At 35.3% G+C, this 17,887-nt stretch carries 9 protein-coding genes; 8 read left to right on the plus strand and 1 reads right to left on the minus strand.

Features of this window, described 5'->3' with window-relative positions; genetic code table 11:
* Nucleotides 1-245: 245 nt before the first annotated feature.
* Entirely contained in the window at nucleotides 246-1,781 is a 1,536-nt protein-coding gene (locus OZD68_RS04590) for a lysine--tRNA ligase (protein ID WP_182309914.1), read from the minus strand.
* Nucleotides 1,782-1,889: 108 nt separating this feature from the next.
* Here OZD68_RS04590 and OZD68_RS04595 point away from each other — a divergent pair, with 108 nt between their 5' ends.
* The 8 genes from OZD68_RS04595 (at nucleotide 1,890) to rsmD (ending at nucleotide 17,653) form a co-directional block, all read left to right on the plus strand.
* Nucleotides 1,890-2,186: a type IV secretion system protein VirB3 gene (locus OZD68_RS04595; protein ID WP_182309915.1), complete on the plus strand. Its 297-nt coding sequence runs from the start codon at nucleotides 1,890-1,892 to the stop codon at nucleotides 2,184-2,186.
* 9 nt (nucleotides 2,187-2,195) lie between these two features.
* Nucleotides 2,196-4,601, plus strand: a complete 2,406-nt coding sequence (locus OZD68_RS04600) for a VirB4 family type IV secretion/conjugal transfer ATPase (RefSeq protein WP_182309948.1) — start codon at nucleotides 2,196-2,198, stop codon at nucleotides 4,599-4,601.
* The gene (locus tag OZD68_RS04605; RefSeq protein WP_182309916.1) at nucleotides 4,594-7,158 is read left to right on the plus strand and encodes a TrbL/VirB6 family protein; all 2,565 of its coding nucleotides are present in this window, start codon (nucleotides 4,594-4,596) and stop codon (nucleotides 7,156-7,158) included. The genes OZD68_RS04600 and OZD68_RS04605 overlap by 8 nt, the downstream gene beginning before the upstream one ends.
* 9 nt (nucleotides 7,159-7,167) lie before the next feature.
* Nucleotides 7,168-9,555, plus strand: a complete 2,388-nt coding sequence (locus OZD68_RS04610) for a TrbL/VirB6 family protein (protein ID WP_182309917.1) — start codon at nucleotides 7,168-7,170, stop codon at nucleotides 9,553-9,555.
* Nucleotides 9,552-12,518, plus strand: a complete 2,967-nt coding sequence (locus OZD68_RS04615) for a TrbL/VirB6 family protein (protein WP_182309918.1) — start codon at nucleotides 9,552-9,554, stop codon at nucleotides 12,516-12,518. Before OZD68_RS04610 ends, OZD68_RS04615 begins: the two co-directional genes overlap by 4 nt.
* Before the next feature lie 89 nt (nucleotides 12,519-12,607).
* A complete protein-coding gene (locus tag OZD68_RS04620; RefSeq protein ID WP_182309919.1) occupies nucleotides 12,608-16,363 on the plus strand; it encodes a TrbL/VirB6 family protein in 3,756 nt (1,251 codons plus the stop codon).
* A complete protein-coding gene (locus OZD68_RS04625) occupies nucleotides 16,353-16,985 on the plus strand; it encodes a WD_0853 family protein (protein WP_182309920.1) in 633 nt (210 codons plus the stop codon). Before OZD68_RS04620 ends, OZD68_RS04625 begins: the two co-directional genes overlap by 11 nt.
* Before the next feature lie 122 nt (nucleotides 16,986-17,107).
* Nucleotides 17,108-17,653: a 16S rRNA (guanine(966)-N(2))-methyltransferase RsmD gene (gene rsmD / locus OZD68_RS04630; RefSeq protein WP_182309921.1), complete on the plus strand. Its 546-nt coding sequence runs from the start codon at nucleotides 17,108-17,110 to the stop codon at nucleotides 17,651-17,653.
* Nucleotides 17,654-17,887 lie beyond the last annotated feature (234 nt).

A 17,887-nucleotide genomic window follows, 5' to 3' on the forward strand; every position in this document is an offset into this window, starting at 1 on the left:
TATAAGCGCGTTCAGCTTATTTAGATAAAAATCTAGATGTAGATGAAGTTTTGTAAAGACATACAGTATCCATATACTGCAAAAAATTGAACATAAGACGCCGATACATTAAGTAATCCTTACCTTTTAATCTGCAGATTGGCGAAAGCAAATACAATAGCTTCAGTTTCGTGATAATGGTGCTAGCGGAGTTTGTCAAGGAATTCTTATTAAAACTAAAGAGCTCAAATGAAAGGAGGTAAACTCTAAAGTATACATTTAGTAGCGCTTTCTATGAGAGAAATCGTATTACCTATTCCGTAAAGCTTTATGAAAGATCCCATTCTTGGACCGGTTTTTTGGCCAAGTAACGTTTCATATAATAGCTGAAACCAGTCACGTAAGTTGGTGTAATCATATTTTTTTCCAATAGAAAATACCTGAGATTGAATTTCTTCAGCAGTAGCAGTTGTAGATAGAGAATGTAAAGTGTCCTTCAAATCTAGTAACGCTGCTTTTTCTTTTTCATTTGGAGTTTTATATGATTTTGTTGGCTTGATAAAATCGTGATAATACTTTACTGCAAAGTCTGAAAGTCTATCAAGCATTTTATTATTTTCTGGTGTAACGTTTGGTGCATAAGAGGATATAAAACCCCATAGGATCTCTTTGTTTTCAGCATTACAAGCTGCTGCTAGGTTTAAAAGTAGTGAGAAATTTATGCCTGAAGTTTCTATACTGGGAACATTGCCCTGGTGAATGTGCCAAGCAGGATTATTTATATCCTTTTCTTTGTTCTCATGGTAACGCTTTACAAATTCTAAATATTCATCAGTTGATTTTGGTATCACATCAAAATATAAACGTTTAGCTTTTTTAGGACTCTGAAAAATGTACAATGCTAAGCTCTCTGTTGGTGCGTAAGTTAGCCACTCTTCAATTGAAATGCCATTTCCTTTTGATTTTGATATTTTCTTTCCTTCTTTATCAAGAAAAAGCTCGTAGCAAAACAGAAGTGGTGGCTTTTCTCCAAGTATTTCACATATTTGACTTGAAAGCACAGCAGATGGAGTTAAATCTTTTCCGTGAGCTTCGTAATTTACTCCAAATGCGGCCCACCTCATTCCCCAATCAGGTTTCCATTGCAGTTTACATTTTCCTTTTGTTACTGGAACTTCTATTTTTTCCCCGTTTGGGTCTTCATATGTGATTGTTCCTTTCTCTGTATTTGTTTCAATTACTGGAACTTGTAAAACTTGAGAAGTTTTTGCGCATATTGGCAAGAATGGACTATAAGTCTGCTGCCTTTCTTCCCGAAATGATGGAAGCATTACGTCCATCACTTTATCATAATTTTTCAGCAGTAGTAAAAGTTTTTCATCGTAAACGCCAGATTTATAACACTCTGTTGCACTACTGAACTCGTATTCAAATTCAAACAAATCAAGAAATTTACACAACAATGAATTCATGTGATGACCATAACTCTGATGAGTGCCAAATGGATCAGGTATCATAGTCAATGGTTTATTTAAGTGCTCTCTTAGCATCTCTTGATTTGGCACATTATCTGGTATTTTTCGCAAACCATCCATATCATCTGAAATTGCAATGATTTTGGTTTTTATACCAGGAGCTATTTTTTTTAATGCATTTACAACAACTGTAGTGCGGAAAACCTCTCCAAAGGTTCCTATGTGGGGTAAACCAGAGGGTCCATAACCAGTTTCAAATATTATTTCTTTTTTATTAGGAAACTCTTGCAATACTTTTTCTGCTTCTTGAAATGGCCAATTTGTCATTATCGGGATTAAATAATGTATCTTAACTTAAAGTGCTACTAGTTTCAATGGATTTTTAATATAATGATATAGTATTAGTGTTAGAGCTATTATTATAAGGTTAAAGATATGTCCACAGGTAGTATACAAACAGATCAATTATTTAAAGGTCTTACAAGACCTGCAATGCTCTTTGGTGTGAGTTATATGTTTGCAATATTAAACGTCCTGATTTGCATGCTAATTTTCATTAATTCAAATGATTTAAGAGTGATTCTCTTAATGTTACCAGGTATACATGGACTTGGTTATATAGCTTCTGCAAAAGAACCGTTGTTTATTGAATTATTTATGGTAAAATCGGGAAAGTGCTCGAAATGTTTAAATCGTTTTTACCATGGAGCCAATTCTTATGATATTGCTTAACGTTGTGTGATGCTGAGGTTTAGGGCTATTCAATCAAAGAATAAATCTACTCTGAACAGGGAAGTTCACGCTGCTGAATTTATTCCTTATTCTTGCTATTGGAATAGCACAACCTTGATGACAAAAGAAAATTGGTTGGTTAAGGTTATAAAATTAAGTGGTTTTGCATTTGAAACTGCCGATGACGAGGATTTAGTCATACAGAACAACATCAGGAATCAGATGCTAAGAAGCATTTCATCTCCGGCATTTAGTTTGTATTTTCATACTATCAGACGTAAGAAAAATATTTTTTCTGATGAATTTGCAAGTCAAGGTTTGCCGAATTTTTTCGCTAATCACGTAAATCTAAAATGGAGAGAAAAACACGCAACAAGGCAATCATTTATTAATGACCTATACATTACGATTATTCGTAGAGCGGACACAAAAGGAGTAGAATTTTTGTCACATCTACTAAAAAAATTCGGACATGTAACTTCAAAACATGCTTGGGAAAGTGATATACGTGCCACGTATGAAGATTTAGAGGAAACGACAAATCGTGTAGTGACAAGCCTTAGAAATTATTCGCCTAAAATTCTTGGAGTAAAAGAAACTCCAGATGGTTTGTTCTGCGAAATAATGGAGTTTCTATCTAGAATCGTAAATTGTGGCTTCGTTACAAATACGCTTTTTCCGCTAAGAACTGAAATATCAAGATACTTACCAGTACATAGGTTATTCTTTGGCCGTAAGATGATACAGGTTGTGACTCATAATGAGAGTAAATATGCTGGAATAATTAGTATCAAAGAATATGGAAATCATACTTCTGCAGGAATGCTTGATTCGTTTTTACAACTTCCTTACGAGTTTATAATTACGCAATCTTTTCAATTTATAAACAGGCAAATGGCGATTGGAAAAATGCAGATACAGCAAAATCGAATGATACAGTCTGCAGATAAAGCTATTTCTCAAATAGCAGAAATTTCTCAAGCGCTTGATGACGCAATGAGTGGTAAGATTGCGTTTGGTCAACATCACCTGACTGTTTTATGTATAGAAAAAAGTCCTAAATCATTGGATAACGCTCTGTCGTTGGTAGAATCAGAGCTTTCTAATTGCGGTGTTTACCCTATACGTGAGAGAGTTAACCTTGAACCAGCATTTTGGGCGCAAATTCCTGGTAATTTCGATTATATAGTGAGAAAAGCTACAATAAGTAGTCTTAATTTGGCTGGATTTGCATCTCAACATAATTATCCTACTGGTAATAAATTCAATAACCACTGGGGAGATGCCGTTACAGTTTTTGACACGACATCTGGTACTCCATTTTTTTTCAACTTTCATATAAGGGATGTTGGACACACTATGATAATTGGCCCAACTGGTGCTGGTAAAACTGTTTTAATGAATTTCCTGTGTGCCCAAGCGATGAAGTTTTCTCCAAGGATATTCTTTTTTGATAAAGATCGCGGTGCAGAGATTTTCTTAAGAGCACTTAGTGGTATCTATACTGTAATAGAACCAAGAACTAAAACAAATTTTAATCCTTTACAACTTGATGATACCTCTGATAATAGAACATTTTTAATGGAGTGGATAAAGTCTTTAATTTCGGTATATAATGATAAATTTACTTCAGAAGATATTGCACGAATTAATGATGCAATTGAAGGAAATTTTAAATTAAGAAAAGAAGACAGATTCTTGAGAAACCTCGTACCGTTTTTAGGGCTTGCAGGTCCTGATACTCTAGCTGGGGCAATATCTATGTGGCATGATAATGGTTCTCATGCTGCAATATTTGACAATAAAGAAGATTTGCTAGATTTTTCACGAGCAAGAGTATTTGGTTTTGAGATGGCTAGCTTGCTCAAAGATCCTGTTGCTCTTGGACCGGTCTTGATTTATTTATTTCATAGGATTAGTATATCTCTTGATGGCACTCCATCTATTATCGTTCTTGATGAGGCATGGGCGTTAATAGATAATCCAGTTTTTGCACCCAAGATAAAAGACTGGTTGAAGGTACTGAGAAAACTAAATGCTTTTGTGATTTTTGCTACTCAGAGTGTTGAGGATGCAAGTAAAAGTACTATTAGCGATACGCTTGTACAACAAACAGCGACACAGATTTTTTTACCAAATCTGAAAGCTACTAGTGTCTATCGGGATGTTTTTATGTTAACTGAACGTGAATATATATTAATTAAGCACACAGATCCGAGTACTAGATTCTTTTTGGTGAAACAAGGAGTCAATGCTGTAGTAGCTAGAATAGACTTAAAAGGCCTGGATGATATAATCAACGTATTATCCGGACGTGCAGAAAGTGTTCTATTGTTACACGATATATTAAATGAAGTTGGGGACAACCCAAAAGTATGGTTGCCTATATTTTATCAGAAGGTAAAAAATGTTTAAGACTAAGCTGTCATTGCTATTAATTGCGATATTTTTACTAAATATAGACTTTTTACTCTCATATCCAGTGCTTGCAGATGGAGTAAGTGGTACTGACAAGACAGAATTTGTTAGCAGATTTAATTCCACTGGCAGTTTTAGTCGTGCATCTAATCCTGATTGTGGAGCGTTTAAAACAGCTGCAGCACTTGCTGGAATAGCGATTGCTGTTGGCGCAATATTTACTGGCATTGTTTTGATCGTTTCTTCTGCTGGTTTGTTTACCGCTCTTGTTATTGTTGGAATGATAGCTGCAATTGTTGGAGTCTGGAAAGCGATAGGAGGGCTTGTTGTTTGTGAACATAGTTTTGTTAAACACCCAGTTGCACGTGATCATGATGGAAAATACAAAAATTTTAAATTAGAAGACACAGGTTATAGTGGCTGCACCAATGAAAATTACCAAACAGAAGAGGAATATTTTTCTTGTTTGCAAAATAAAGCTCTGGAAGACGTGAACAAAAAAGATTATGACGGGAAAAGAGCAGAAAAAGAAGCCTTAAATTCTAACGTTCAGGAGAGTACAGAGAGTTATTACTGGCCAAAAAATGGTGTGCAATACAGTGAATATATAGAAGTATGTCATCGAAACCCTTTAACTTTTGGTAATCTTTTTAATAAGGTAGACTTTAATTCCAGAGGAAAACCTGGATACATAGACTTTGATGTCAGGGAGAAAGACACTGGATACGTAGATGGGTCATGGTCCTCGAAGGTTGATGGTGGTCTGGAATGTAGAGTTCTCAAAGCAGGACAGAGCGAACCCATACATGGATCTACATTCAAAGCAGTGAGAAAAACGGGCAGATTATGTGTGGAGTTAGCCAGTGTTAGCATGATTGGTATCGAAATGACTCCTTGGCCGCAAGGGGTTGATATGGGGTGCACGGAATTGCCACCTGACCCACTTGCTCCTATGTGTGAAAAATCTGTGATGATATTCAAAAATAAAGATGGTACAGGAGAGGAAAAAGTTCCTATTGGTAATAATGATGACTATAAAACTATTATCAGATCTAAAGAAAAAAGACTCAACGGACAAGGGGGGAAAATTTTTGTAGGTTATGATAATGCTGGCTGTTTTAGCTCGTATGTTTCTGAAGCTTGTTATAACCAGGCAGGGAGTAAATCATTAGCTCCTATTCCCGTAACTTCTATGATAGTGCAATGCATTAAGGAATCGTTAGATAATTTAGTTGCAGGTAAAGGTGCACCAAATGGTGAGAGTTTTATATCTGTAGCACAGAAAAGGCTGAAAAACACTGTAACTGCTGTTTTAGTTTTAGCTTTAATACTGTTCTCTATAAAAGCCATGTCTGGTGGAGTTCAGAGGCCTCAAGAAATGTATATGTTGATCATAAAATTCGCTTTAGTGATTTACTTCACAACAGGCAGTACCATGTCTCATTATTATGGAGAATTAACTCATCTCTCAAATGGTTTGTCAGAGATAGTGCTAAAAGCATCATCTGAAAGTAAAGGCATATGTAATTATAAAGCAGGTACAGATTATGAATATACTCGTGCAGGAAAGAGGGTATCTTACAGTTATCTTGCACCTTGGGATAGGCTTGATTGTAGAATTTTATTTTATTTAGGTGCCCCTTTAGATGGAATTGGTGGCAAAATTGGTACTGGAGGTGTTGCAACGTTAGCAGTCTTGCTTGGTCCTGCTCCTGTCTTATTAGTTGCAGGTTCGGTAATCGGTATTATTTTTGCTGGTGGACAAATTTTAGTAGCTCTTGTCTGTATATTTATGGCCGTTCTGATGATGATGGTTATTTTGTGGCTGTGCTATGTATTTATTTTATCTCTAGTTGCTTTAAGTGTAATCATCATTTTATCACCTTTGTTCATTCCTATGGTTTTATTCCAACACACCAAAGGATATTTTGAAGGCTGGGTGAAAGAGTTGATTACCTATAGCTTATACCCGGTTATCCTTTTTGCGTTTTTGTCCTTTATGTTCATAGCATGTGATAAAATCTATTTTAAAAATTTAAATTTTGAACTGGACGAGTCATATAAAAATGAACAACCGGACAAGTCATATGAAAAGAAACAAGCAGAAATCTCATATAGTAAGAAAAAACAGTGGTTTAAATTGAAAGATGGGGAATGTGATAAAAATGAAACTACTCTTGCATGTATGATGCAAAATTATAGCTTTAAAAAGAGCAGCATACTTGGTCTATTCGACTTTACATACATGGAGTTTGGCAGCTCTCTCATCGGAGAATTATTAAAATTGTGTTTAGTATTATTCCTCTTTTACCACTTTTTAAACATTCTTCCTGGCATGGCTGCTGAACTTGCTGGTAACCATAGAGCAGCACTTGGCTCAGGTCAGACACCTGGACAAATGGTGGGCAAAGCTTTATCTGCTGCCAAAGCTGCTGCTGGGGGTGTTGCTGGAGTTGCTGGTGCTGCTGCTAAGAAGTTGAGTGGTGGAGACAAGAGTAAATCTCGAGGTTCTGGTTCTAGTAGCTCCGAGAGTGTTAACAAAAGCACTGAATGAGTTGGATTTATGCTAAAATTTTTGCTGATAATACCGTTTTTTTTTCTGTCAGGCTGCGGGGAACATCACTGTATTAAGCCAGAAAATTTATCAGGTTTGCGTGAAAAACTAGATATAGTGTCAACAGAGCAGAAATGGGTTGATTCTGGTGTTAATATCTCAGATAGAATAAGAGTAACAGAGATTGATATAGTGCCTAGTAAGGTTAATTTTTGTCCTAAGCAGTATGCAGATTTTGCAATTGGGCCTGGGAGAAATGACGTTGCATTACCATTTGCACTTAAAAAAGGCGATACGATAAGCTTTAGTGTGATTGGAAGTAAAGTGTGTAAAGATAAAGAGAGTGAGACAAAAATCAGGTATTTGAAAATCGAAGAAAAGTGTAGCGAGCAAGAAACGGAACATTTTGCACATGTTTTAAATCAAGAGAAATGCCAAGGTGGCAAGGATGGGATATGTCCTAATAAATATATAATAGGCGATGCGCAATGGTTGAGTGGAAGAGAGTACTGGTTTTCGAAGTTAGATCAAGATGAAAGAAAAAAGGAAATTGAAAATATTATTAACTCTATAAAACAAGGAGAGAATATAGATTGCAGCAAGCTTTCAGAGAGCAGTGCAAGTAAGATAGATACGCACATTTTAAATTCACTCTGTAGACGTATATGTAAATTTTCTTCTGGTCGTAGAGGCGAGGATTGCGTGTATATTGAATATAATAATATAGAAATTGAGCTATTCAATGCTTTAAATTCTAGTGGTGAATCTGTTGTTGCTGAAATTATTAGTAACGTATTAAAGGGAAAACAGGTAAAAACTGACATTACATTTCTAAAAGTTGGTATGGATAATGAAACTCTTGAACACATTCCAGGTGGTGGTTTATGTACTAGTTGTGATCATAAGATGGAGAATGACCATCAAATACCAAGTTTAACTTTTAGTCTATGTAGCAGAAATGACAAGAGCTGCTACAATACAAATGACAAAGGCGGGTTCAACATAAGAGTAACGAAGAACCATAGTCTGGAAAATAGCTTGTATGTAAGTGTTTCCGATAAATTCCCTGAGCATAAGCCTGGTGAAAATCAAGCGGATATATCTGTAGATATCAGCAAAGTTCATGACATGGAAAACTTGAAAGGAAAATTAAAAGACAAAACAGGCACCATATATTACGGAATAAGAGACCATGGCTGCGATTACAAAAATGAAGGTCAGTTTAGCATTAACCTAACAACTCAAGAGCCACCTACAAAAACTTTTAGTGCAATATATAATTTCTTTGATGAAAAAGTGAAAACTGCATTTTTCGGCTCTAATTATAAAGACCCTAACGCAATTCACTCTGATACTAGTCCTGTAAAGTCTCTTTACGAAAGTTTTATAAAATCAAGCAGAACAAATACCATTAGATCTACTATAATATCACTATTAGTACTATATATAATCTTATATACTCTTTATTACTTTTTTGGATTAACTCATATTTCTATATATGAGTTTTTAATTATATGCGTAAAGATAGGAATCATCGCCCAGCTATTGCAGGATAATAGCTGGGACTTTTTTTATAACAACGCATTCTCTATATTTATTAACACTCCAAAACAACTAATAGAAATAGCAAATTTTAGAGGCACTACTTCAAATGTTTTTGAGTTTCTTGATTTGCCGCTCAATAGGTTCTTGTCATCGCATTCAGTATTGTTAATAGTATCTCTTATATTTTCTGGCCCTTTGGGCATTGTATCTTTTTGCTTGGTGATTTGGGGTTTAATCACAGTGAGCTTATCTATTTTTAATGCCTTATTTTCTTTTATTACATCTATAGCAATAGTTGCGTTATTACTTTCTTTAGCACCTATTTTTATTATTTGTCTTTTATTTGCGTATACTAGGCAGATGTTTCAAAACTGGGTTAAAAATTTAGCAAGATTTGCAATTCATCCAGTGGTCCTTTTAATTTTTATATCACTGATAAGTCAGGTTATGGATTATACTGTGTATTCAGTATTTGATTTTGAGGTCTGCTCTACATGTATACTTAATATTAACCTAAAGATTTTTAACCCTTGTATTTTTTATGGTTATGCTTCCAAATATACACCTAATATTACCGCTATGATGGCTTTTGTTATTTTGGGACACGCTATGAAAGCTTTAGTTGAAGCTTCTTCCGCAATATCTGACTCGTTGTTTGGTGCTTATGTAGCAAGCGAACCTGGAAGACAGTATCAACAAAGCTTAATGGGAACAGTAGGGTTAGATGAACAAAGCGTTCAAAGAAGAGAAAGAGGAGATGCCTCTCAACAATCAGGTACGTCAAGACCTCAAATACCACAAGGGACTCAAAGGTCAACGCCTCAGATACCACAACCAGGAAGACAGCAATGATAAGTAAAAGATCACTATTATTGATACTGTGTCTTGCAATCACTGGTTGTAATATGGATTGTGTCGAGCCTGGGTTGCAGAGCAAAAACACCAGCGTTAATGTGGATGTTCCAGTTCGTAAAGCCGATAAAATTCATTGGGTTGATTCTGGTCAGGTAATTGGTCAGGGTGAGAAAATCAAATTCACCCTCGATGGATCGGTAAATTTTTGCCCTTTTAAAGAAGACAAAAATCCAAGGAAAGTACTTGTGCCAGCTAGCTTTTGTGCTGATGGCTCAGAACCAAATTATAGTAAGGCTGCGGATATTAATAGTGTACCTAACAATTATGGTGTTAATGAAAGTAAAAACGAACTATGTGGTGGCAAAGGATTTGGCAGCAATAGACGTTATGTGGACACTGGAATTAAAGTAAATCCTGGTGACAAGTTAAGCTTCAGCTTAGTTCCCAGAAAAATAACAATTGATTACGACAATCCAGAAGGGAAAGGCATCAATTTTGATGACAATTGTTATAAAGCTGTAGAAAATGATCGTAAGGAAACTGTATATAAGAAAGCTACAGTGAGTGAAGTACATCAGGGGGGAGAGTTTTTTTGTGATGGTAAAGATGGTACAAAAAATAAAATACAATTTTTACCTCTTGATAAAACAAAAGCAAAGGAAAGCAAAGTGCTAGTTGGCAATGGGTATACCCCATATGATAATAAGGTGCATTTTAATAAAGGTTATATTCAAGACAACGAACCATGGGTATATGGTTCACTACTTGATTTACGCCGCGCTAAAATAGGATTGAACGAGTTATGTGATGGAAAAAACTGTAGTCTTGATGAGAGAAAAAAGTACTCCTCCTATGAGCTTAACTGTTACCATCAAAATATATGCTATACTGAGAAGGGTATATGGAACTATGGTTTAGGTCAAGCAGGAGAACGGAACTGTGTCTCCTCTATAAGGTATAAGAAGTACGATAAAGGAAATAAATGTGATATGTATTCTTATCTAGAAAAAATGGAAGGGAATGTTAAAGCAGGTAGTTTTACTGAAGATGATAAATCTTGGGCTGAGGCTCTTGTTGCAAAAATTGGTGATCCTGATGATAAAAATACCGCTAAAGGTATTCAATGTCTTCCAAAGAAAGAGGGTGCAAAAGTGGATAATATGTGTTCGCAAATTGGCGATAACAATAAATTCGAGGATTTTTCTCTGGAATTCAACAATGATTATCCAGTAAATGACGAGGTAAAGCCCGGTAGCAGTGTGATGCTTGCCATTGCAGATTATGGTCACTATGGAGCTAATAGAGGTGGGTACCATGTTAAAGTGACTAGATCGTGTGAATATATCAATGGCAAAAAACTGTATGTGTATTTGGGTGATAACCAGCCAGGGGATCCATCTGCTCCAAAGACTAATGATTTCAAAAAAGTAGAGAACTTAGATAAAACAAAGGATAAGGTATATTATATAATAGATGGAGGTCTTTTAACAGATGAATGCAAAGACAAAAAACCTATAACAGATGAATGCAAACCTAAGAAGATATATTTCGGCATCAATGTAAGCAACGTAGAGAAAGATGACATTACGGACAAAAATGGCAAATATTACGAAAACAATAAGTATAGTGTAACTTTATTTGTCAAAAGAAAAATTAATGATTTTATTTCATCGAATATAAACAAGATATTTGATTTTATGAAAAAAGAAGTAATTGGTGACAGCGTTAAAGATTCATACAAAGGATATATAAAAGCTCTTCTTCAGGGAGTAAGAGCTTTGCTTACTCTATACGTTATATTTACTGTCATTGGCTATATGCTTGGAACAATACAGCTAAGTAAATTTGATTTCATTGTAAGGATGTTCAAGATAGCATTTATAGCTTTTGCCTTTAGCGATAGAAGCTGGGAACTCTTTGGTACAACTTTATCCAGACTTTTTGTAGATGGTAGCATTTATTTAGTTGATAGTTTTTCTGGCTATGTAGGAGAAGGGGAGAGAAAATTTGCATTCTTAGACTTGACAGCAGGAGTATTATTCACAGCAGAAACTTGGTTAAAGTTTTTATCATTGATGCTCTCTGGTCCTTTTGGCTTTATTGCATTTTGGGTAATATTCTGCGCTACTTATGCGTTTTTAAAATGCATTATTAGCGCTACGTTTAAATATGTAATATCTACTGTTCTAGTGGCGTTTTTACTGTCATTAACACCTTTATTTATCGTATTTATTCTATTTCAAAAGACTAAACCCTTGTTTGATAATTGGATAAAAACGTTGGCTCATGTTTCATTAGAACCAGTCATTTTATTTTCATCTTTATCTCTTTTAAATCAGTTGATGTATTCAGTTTTATATAACCTCACAAATTTTTCTGCATGCTATCAATGTTTAATTAGCGTAAATTTCTTATCGTATGATCTGTGCTTGATGAAATCAATACTGCCTCTTGGATACAGTCCTGGCACTAGCGTTGATGTTGCACTCAGTACCGGAGAGAGGGCTGGTGGACACTTTGCAGCATTACCTATAGACCTAATCCAGGCGTTTATATACCTCATTATTGCCGGTGCAATGGAAGCTTTTGTTTCTATATCGGAAACTATGGTACAAACACTATTTAGCTCTGGTTATGGAGTTACTGGCGGTGTTGGTACAGTTGCTAAGAGCGCATCGCAAGCTATGCTGTCAACCGTTGGCCTTGATGATAAGACCCAAAGTATGATACAGAGTATCAAGCAGAAAATGAGTAAAGATCGGGGAAAAATTGAGGCTAAATTACCTAACACACCAAAGCAACCAGACAAAAAAGAAGATTCTAAAGGAAGTTCTGATAAAACAACGAGTGATAGACCTAAAACATTAAAACAATCAGATCAGCAAAAAAATTCTGATGAAACAATAAGAAGTGATCCTAGTGCTAAAGCTAAAAACAAGGAAGAAAATGGAGAGGAGTAAGATATGAATGATGTTATGGAGTAACTAATTAAAAAGATATTTTAAGTAAAGTTTTAGAAATTTATTCTGTATTTGGAAAAAGTTTAGATATGCAATCACGTTTAGGCAAATGTTGGTTTAGGGTGTTACTTCTTGCAGCTTATGTGCTGATCACAGGTTGTAGTAAGAACGATATGCCTTTTCCAAGGTGCATATCTGCTGACTATTTTGGTCATGAACCTATTGCAGTAAGCGCTCATTTTTCAAGCGATCATGATGCTTTTATTCCAGAAGGTGAAGATGAAAGCGTTATTGATCCTGACACTGGTGAAATTAATTCTGGTTTTCACCATAACCAAGTGGTGAAGTGGAAAGATACTGGATTAGAAACCAATGGAGATAGCTTAATAGTGCGAGTAAATGGTGCATGGACATCTTGGAGTAATAATAACAAGAAGGAATCTAAAAAAGGCAGTTATACCTTACAAAGCTTGGAGCAGTTAAAATATGCAACTAAATTTGAAGGTAAACAAAGTGATAATAGTTTACCTAATTTTCACTTAGTTTGTAATGATTATAAACCTAGCATACAAAAATTTTCAAGTAAGTCTGATACAAGTTGCACTGTAAATTGCAAGTGCATTAATGAAGATGATAGCGCAAATACAGTATCACGTGGTGCTCCATGTTGGTTTACCAATGGTCATGGTGCTTATCTTTTGTTTCAAACGTGGAAAGATGATCCTAACGAAAATCTAAAGTTAATGCGCGATCCTCAATATCCTACTGTACATCTAGGTTACAACTCCGTGGCAGAAAATGGGAGCGGTCTTTTTACTTTAGACAGAGATAGCACTAAATTAAAAGACAGAAATTGTAACCCGGTGAAATTAAAAAAGGGATGGAAAATATATGTAAAAATATTAGATAGATATTACTTAGATAATGTAGGTGGCTACTCTTTTGAGTTCTTAAGTGGAGTGCAGCAGCCAAGTAGTTTTGGGTTTTTTGATTACATTTATAACTATCTAAAATGTGTATTATTGATTAACGAAAATTGCAAAGAACATTTTAATAGCAATGATCCTGCAGTTGCACAAGCTATGTTCGAAAATATAGCTGAAAAAAGTACGAGCTTTCACAATTTTGTTCTTTCCTTGCTTGTTCTATTTGTAATGATTTCATCGCTTCTTTATCTTTTTGGCATGATACGAGAAACTAAGCATGATATGCTCATCAGAATGATGAAAATCACCCTAGTAATAGTGCTTATATCTCCTGGAAGTTTTAGATTTTTCTATGATCATTTTCTTGTTTTATTCGTTAAAGGTCTTGAACAATTAATAAGTGTAATTACTAACTTTGCTCCCAACATGAACACCGGAAGTATTGCTCAAGGAGATGAAGCTAAGTTGTTTAGCTTCATGGAGGACATGTTCAATAAATTTTTTGCTTATTCTGTTTGGAAAAAGTTTGCAGCGTTTTTACATTACCAAATGTGGGCAAGCCTTCTTATGATACCGGCAATTTTCATAGGGATTGTGCTATACTTCTTGCTGTGCTTATATGCTTACATAATATTTCTCTCTGGTTTTATGGGTATAGCTTTTCTTATAGCCATTATGCCACTGTTTCTAATTTCTATTTTATTTTCACCGCTGAAAAGTCTATTTGAAGGTTGGATAAAATTCTGCATCAGCTTTTGTTTACAGTCGATTATGATATTTGCTCTCTTGTCATTACTGGCTTCCATTATAATGAATACCTTTTATAGACAGTTAGGTTTTACTGTATGCTACAATAAATGGTTTGAGGTAAGGTTATGTGCTCCAAAATGGGTGTTTGGTGGTTTTTGTATCGTTGATAAGCAGTACTTTGGTTGGACCCCAGGGCAAATTTTTGTACCTTACACTCTTGGAGAAGCTTCTTCTCTTAACATAGATAAAAGTATAGAAGGTATAGGAAAGATAAGCAGAGAAGGTGGTGCAATAAAATTTACTGGAGGCGCTGGATATATCCCGCTTCCACCGGATTACCCTAAAGATAAAAATGGTGAACATATAAAAGGGTTTCGTTATATAGATTATCCTTTCTTTAATCCAATGCCGGGAACTAAAGATAATCCAGCAGACCACTATATTGCAGAAAGTGATATGGTAGTTAGTAATGGCTGCAGTGCAAAAGATCTAGTACGCTTAACAAATAGTTTATCCCATGCATCAGAGAGGGCTGACATTATATTACTGATCAACAATATAGAGAAAAGGATAGGTGATGTTAGTGAAATAATAAAACGCTACTGTCAAGATATAAATAAATGCAATAGTTATAGGGAAATAATTAATGAAATAAGATCTTTAGTGCGGAGTGCGGTAGAAAAACAAGGTTGTAGAATACTGAAACTTCATGATTTATATAAGGATCCCAACAGTGAATACTGTCAGAAATGTAAAGATTGTGAGGATTGCAAAAATTATCAAGAAAATAGCGATTACCAAAGGGTGCAAGACATACAGAGAGGTTATTTAATCAATGCAGGGGAAATCTTTATACTATTCTTGCTTTCATTTTTAATGTTCTCCTTACGCACGTTCGTACAACAAATGGGCTCAAGTATCGCTGGTGGTGGATTCAGCGTTTACAATATATCTAGTATGTATCAGGCATCGCCTTTGAGTGGCATAATGGAAGGATTCAAACAGCAGTGGCAAAATTTTGCTGGTAGAGGACTTGAGTCTTTAGGCAGTTGGGCTACTCATTTACCGGATAGATTAGCCGGAGGTGCAGCTAATCTGCTGGGGAGAGTACCAAGAGTTGGAGGAGTGCTGAAATACGCTATTGATGTGCCACGTAAATTTGTAGGTGCTACTATTGAAGCAACAAAATTTGCAACATCACCTAAAAATGACGTTGATAAACTTGAGGAAAAGATCTACAGGGCATTTGGAGTTGATAAAGAAGATATTGTGCATAGAAGAATTGATAGATATTTAGAATATTACAAAGGGTATGTAGGATCACATTTGGGCTATACAATAGAAGATGCTATGAAGTTTACTTGGGAGCATGGCCTTGATTCTATAGGAGTTAGCCGCCGTACAGGAGAAAAAGATGGTTATCCAAATAACTTACTTTTTAGAGCAAAATCGTATAGGCAAGATTTCTTGAATAAGCTTCATGATGACACCATAGGCCGTAAGAGAGAACCAGAAAAAGACAATCCTGATCAATCAAATAAGGTAGAACGAGAGTTAGGCACGGAACTAGTAAGAGATAACCATGATCAGCCACTAGAAGAAGGCGACCCTCTTCGACTACGAGGGGGAGGTCAGCCAGATAAGGTAGTACGAGAACTAAGCACAGAACAAGAAGACAAGCCTAATCAACTACAGCATGATCAGCCAACAGAAGAAGATAAGCCTGATCAATCAAATGAAGTGACACGAAATTTAGGCACGGAACCAAAAGGTTCAGATGAAATTGATGATTTTGGATCTGCTTTTGAAGGTATGGAAAAACGTGCTGAAAGAGAAGGCAGAAGAAATCAAGATAAAGTTTACAACCTCTCACCACTTTTTGAAATGAACACTCCAGAAGCTGTAGAAAAACGTGCTGAAAGAGCTAGAAGAAAAGAAGAAAGAGATCGAAAAGACGAAGTTTATAATCTTAAGCCTTTATTTAAAGAACCAAAAAATCCAGAAGAGTACGTTAAGGCACTTTTTGAAATGAATACCCAGGAAGCTATAAAAAAACGTGCTGAAAGAGAGGAAAAAAGAAATCGAGAAGACAGTAAAAGGAAATTAACGGAACCAATGAGGAAACCAGATGCAAAAGGAGATGAGAAGAGGATTGAAGATGAAGACTAATAAAAATTTCAAAGGCCTTGATTATTATAAATTGCAGCAAGACAAAGATGGCAACATAAAGTTAAATGACTACGACGACATTTTAAATGCGCGTAGGGCAAGGGTAGACTTGTTGCGGGATAACACATCACTTGACAAGGATGTCAATTTTGCTAAATTGAATAAAGCTTTGAGTGAGAAATTTGTAGATAATCATAGTTTATTGTCTGAATTTGATAAGGAAGACAAGGAGATTGTACGAGAAAGGATTAAGGTGTTTAGTATTTTAGAAAGTCTTGAAGACCTTAAAAGCGTGAAAAGTGAAGATCTGTTAGAGGTTAGCTTACTGCTGTCAGATCTTAGCTTCATAGAGAGAAATGTTGTACTAAATACCGATCAGAATTCTGATCTAGCAGGATTTAAAAACCTATTTATTGAAAAAAAAGCATCTGGTGAAGAGTATAGTGAAGAAGAATGTAGAGGCTTTCTTGATAATATAGATAAAATCAATACTATAATTAAGTTAGAGTTAGAAAGCAGAATTGAAGGGCTAAATCATGATGAAAAAAATGGTCATGATGATTTACAAGATGAGATTGGTCAAGCAATTAATGCAGCAGGCAAATCAGAAAAAGATAACTGATGAGTCTTGTGTTTGTGTTTTTCTTACAAGCGACTCGATAGCTTCTCTCTATTAAACTGCTAAAGCCATATTGACATTAATCATATAGTATAAATAATTAACTATTTTGGAGCTTATTTAATATGCTACGCATCATTGCAGGCAAATATCGCGGAAGAAAAATAACTACAGGTAAGCATTTAGCTGCACGGCCAACTATGAGTATTGTCCGAGAAGCAATATTTAATATGCTTTCCTCAAGAAAACCTATTTATAACTTGAATGTACTTGATTTATTCTGTGGTAGTGGTTCTTTTTCATTTGAAGCGCTTTCTCGCGGCGCTAAACATGCATTTATGGTAGATTCAGATTATTACAATTTGCAATTGCCTAAAAAAACAGCAAAAGATTTTGGAATTACGGACAATGTTACGCTAATTTGCTGCAGTGCTAACTGCCTACCACAACCTATTTCAAAATGTGACATAGTTTTTATAGACCCACCTTACAATAGCAATCTAGTTGAATCAACGTTGAATGGACTAGCTCACTCAGGCTGGTTAAGTGATGATGCATTGATAATTCTAGAGATTAGGAAAAACGAAGATTTTGAGTGCAATAAAAACTTCAGTATAATCTTGGAACGCACCTACGGTATAGCGAGAATAATTTTTCTTTCTCTATTATAGCTCTTTTTACAATAATCCGAACAGACCGTAATATGCTACTGGCCTGCTATAGCCATAAACACATATCTTATCGCATTCGGACTATTATAAGAAAGGCTATAACTTGAACTTGCATATACTTTTCATTGATGAGTTCCAGTTCTATTTTCTTCAAGTTTCCGGAGAAATTATAGCTCTTTTTACAATAATCCGAACAGATCATAATATGCTACTGCTCTACCATAGCCATAAGCA

Origin of the sequence: Wolbachia endosymbiont of Drosophila bicornuta (assembly GCF_028982105.1) — a bacterium.
Lineage (GTDB): Bacteria > Pseudomonadota > Alphaproteobacteria > Rickettsiales > Anaplasmataceae > Wolbachia > Wolbachia pipientis.

Coding starts and splice junctions, on each gene's coding strand:
- OZD68_RS04620 (WP_182309919.1), top strand. CDS start 12,608: ATGCAATCACGTTTAGGCAAATGTTGGTTTAGGGTGTTACTTCTTGCA.
- OZD68_RS04590 (WP_182309914.1), bottom strand. CDS start 1,781: ATGACAAATTGGCCATTTCAAGAAGCAGAAAAAGTATTGCAAGAGTTT.
- OZD68_RS04610 (WP_182309917.1), top strand. CDS start 7,168: ATGCTAAAATTTTTGCTGATAATACCGTTTTTTTTTCTGTCAGGCTGC.
- rsmD (WP_182309921.1), top strand. CDS start 17,108: ATGCTACGCATCATTGCAGGCAAATATCGCGGAAGAAAAATAACTACA.
- OZD68_RS04600 (WP_182309948.1), top strand. CDS start 2,196: ATGCTGAGGTTTAGGGCTATTCAATCAAAGAATAAATCTACTCTGAAC.
- OZD68_RS04595 (WP_182309915.1), top strand. CDS start 1,890: ATGTCCACAGGTAGTATACAAACAGATCAATTATTTAAAGGTCTTACA.
- OZD68_RS04605 (WP_182309916.1), top strand. CDS start 4,594: ATGTTTAAGACTAAGCTGTCATTGCTATTAATTGCGATATTTTTACTA.
- OZD68_RS04615 (WP_182309918.1), top strand. CDS start 9,552: ATGATAAGTAAAAGATCACTATTATTGATACTGTGTCTTGCAATCACT.
- OZD68_RS04625 (WP_182309920.1), top strand. CDS start 16,353: ATGAAGACTAATAAAAATTTCAAAGGCCTTGATTATTATAAATTGCAG.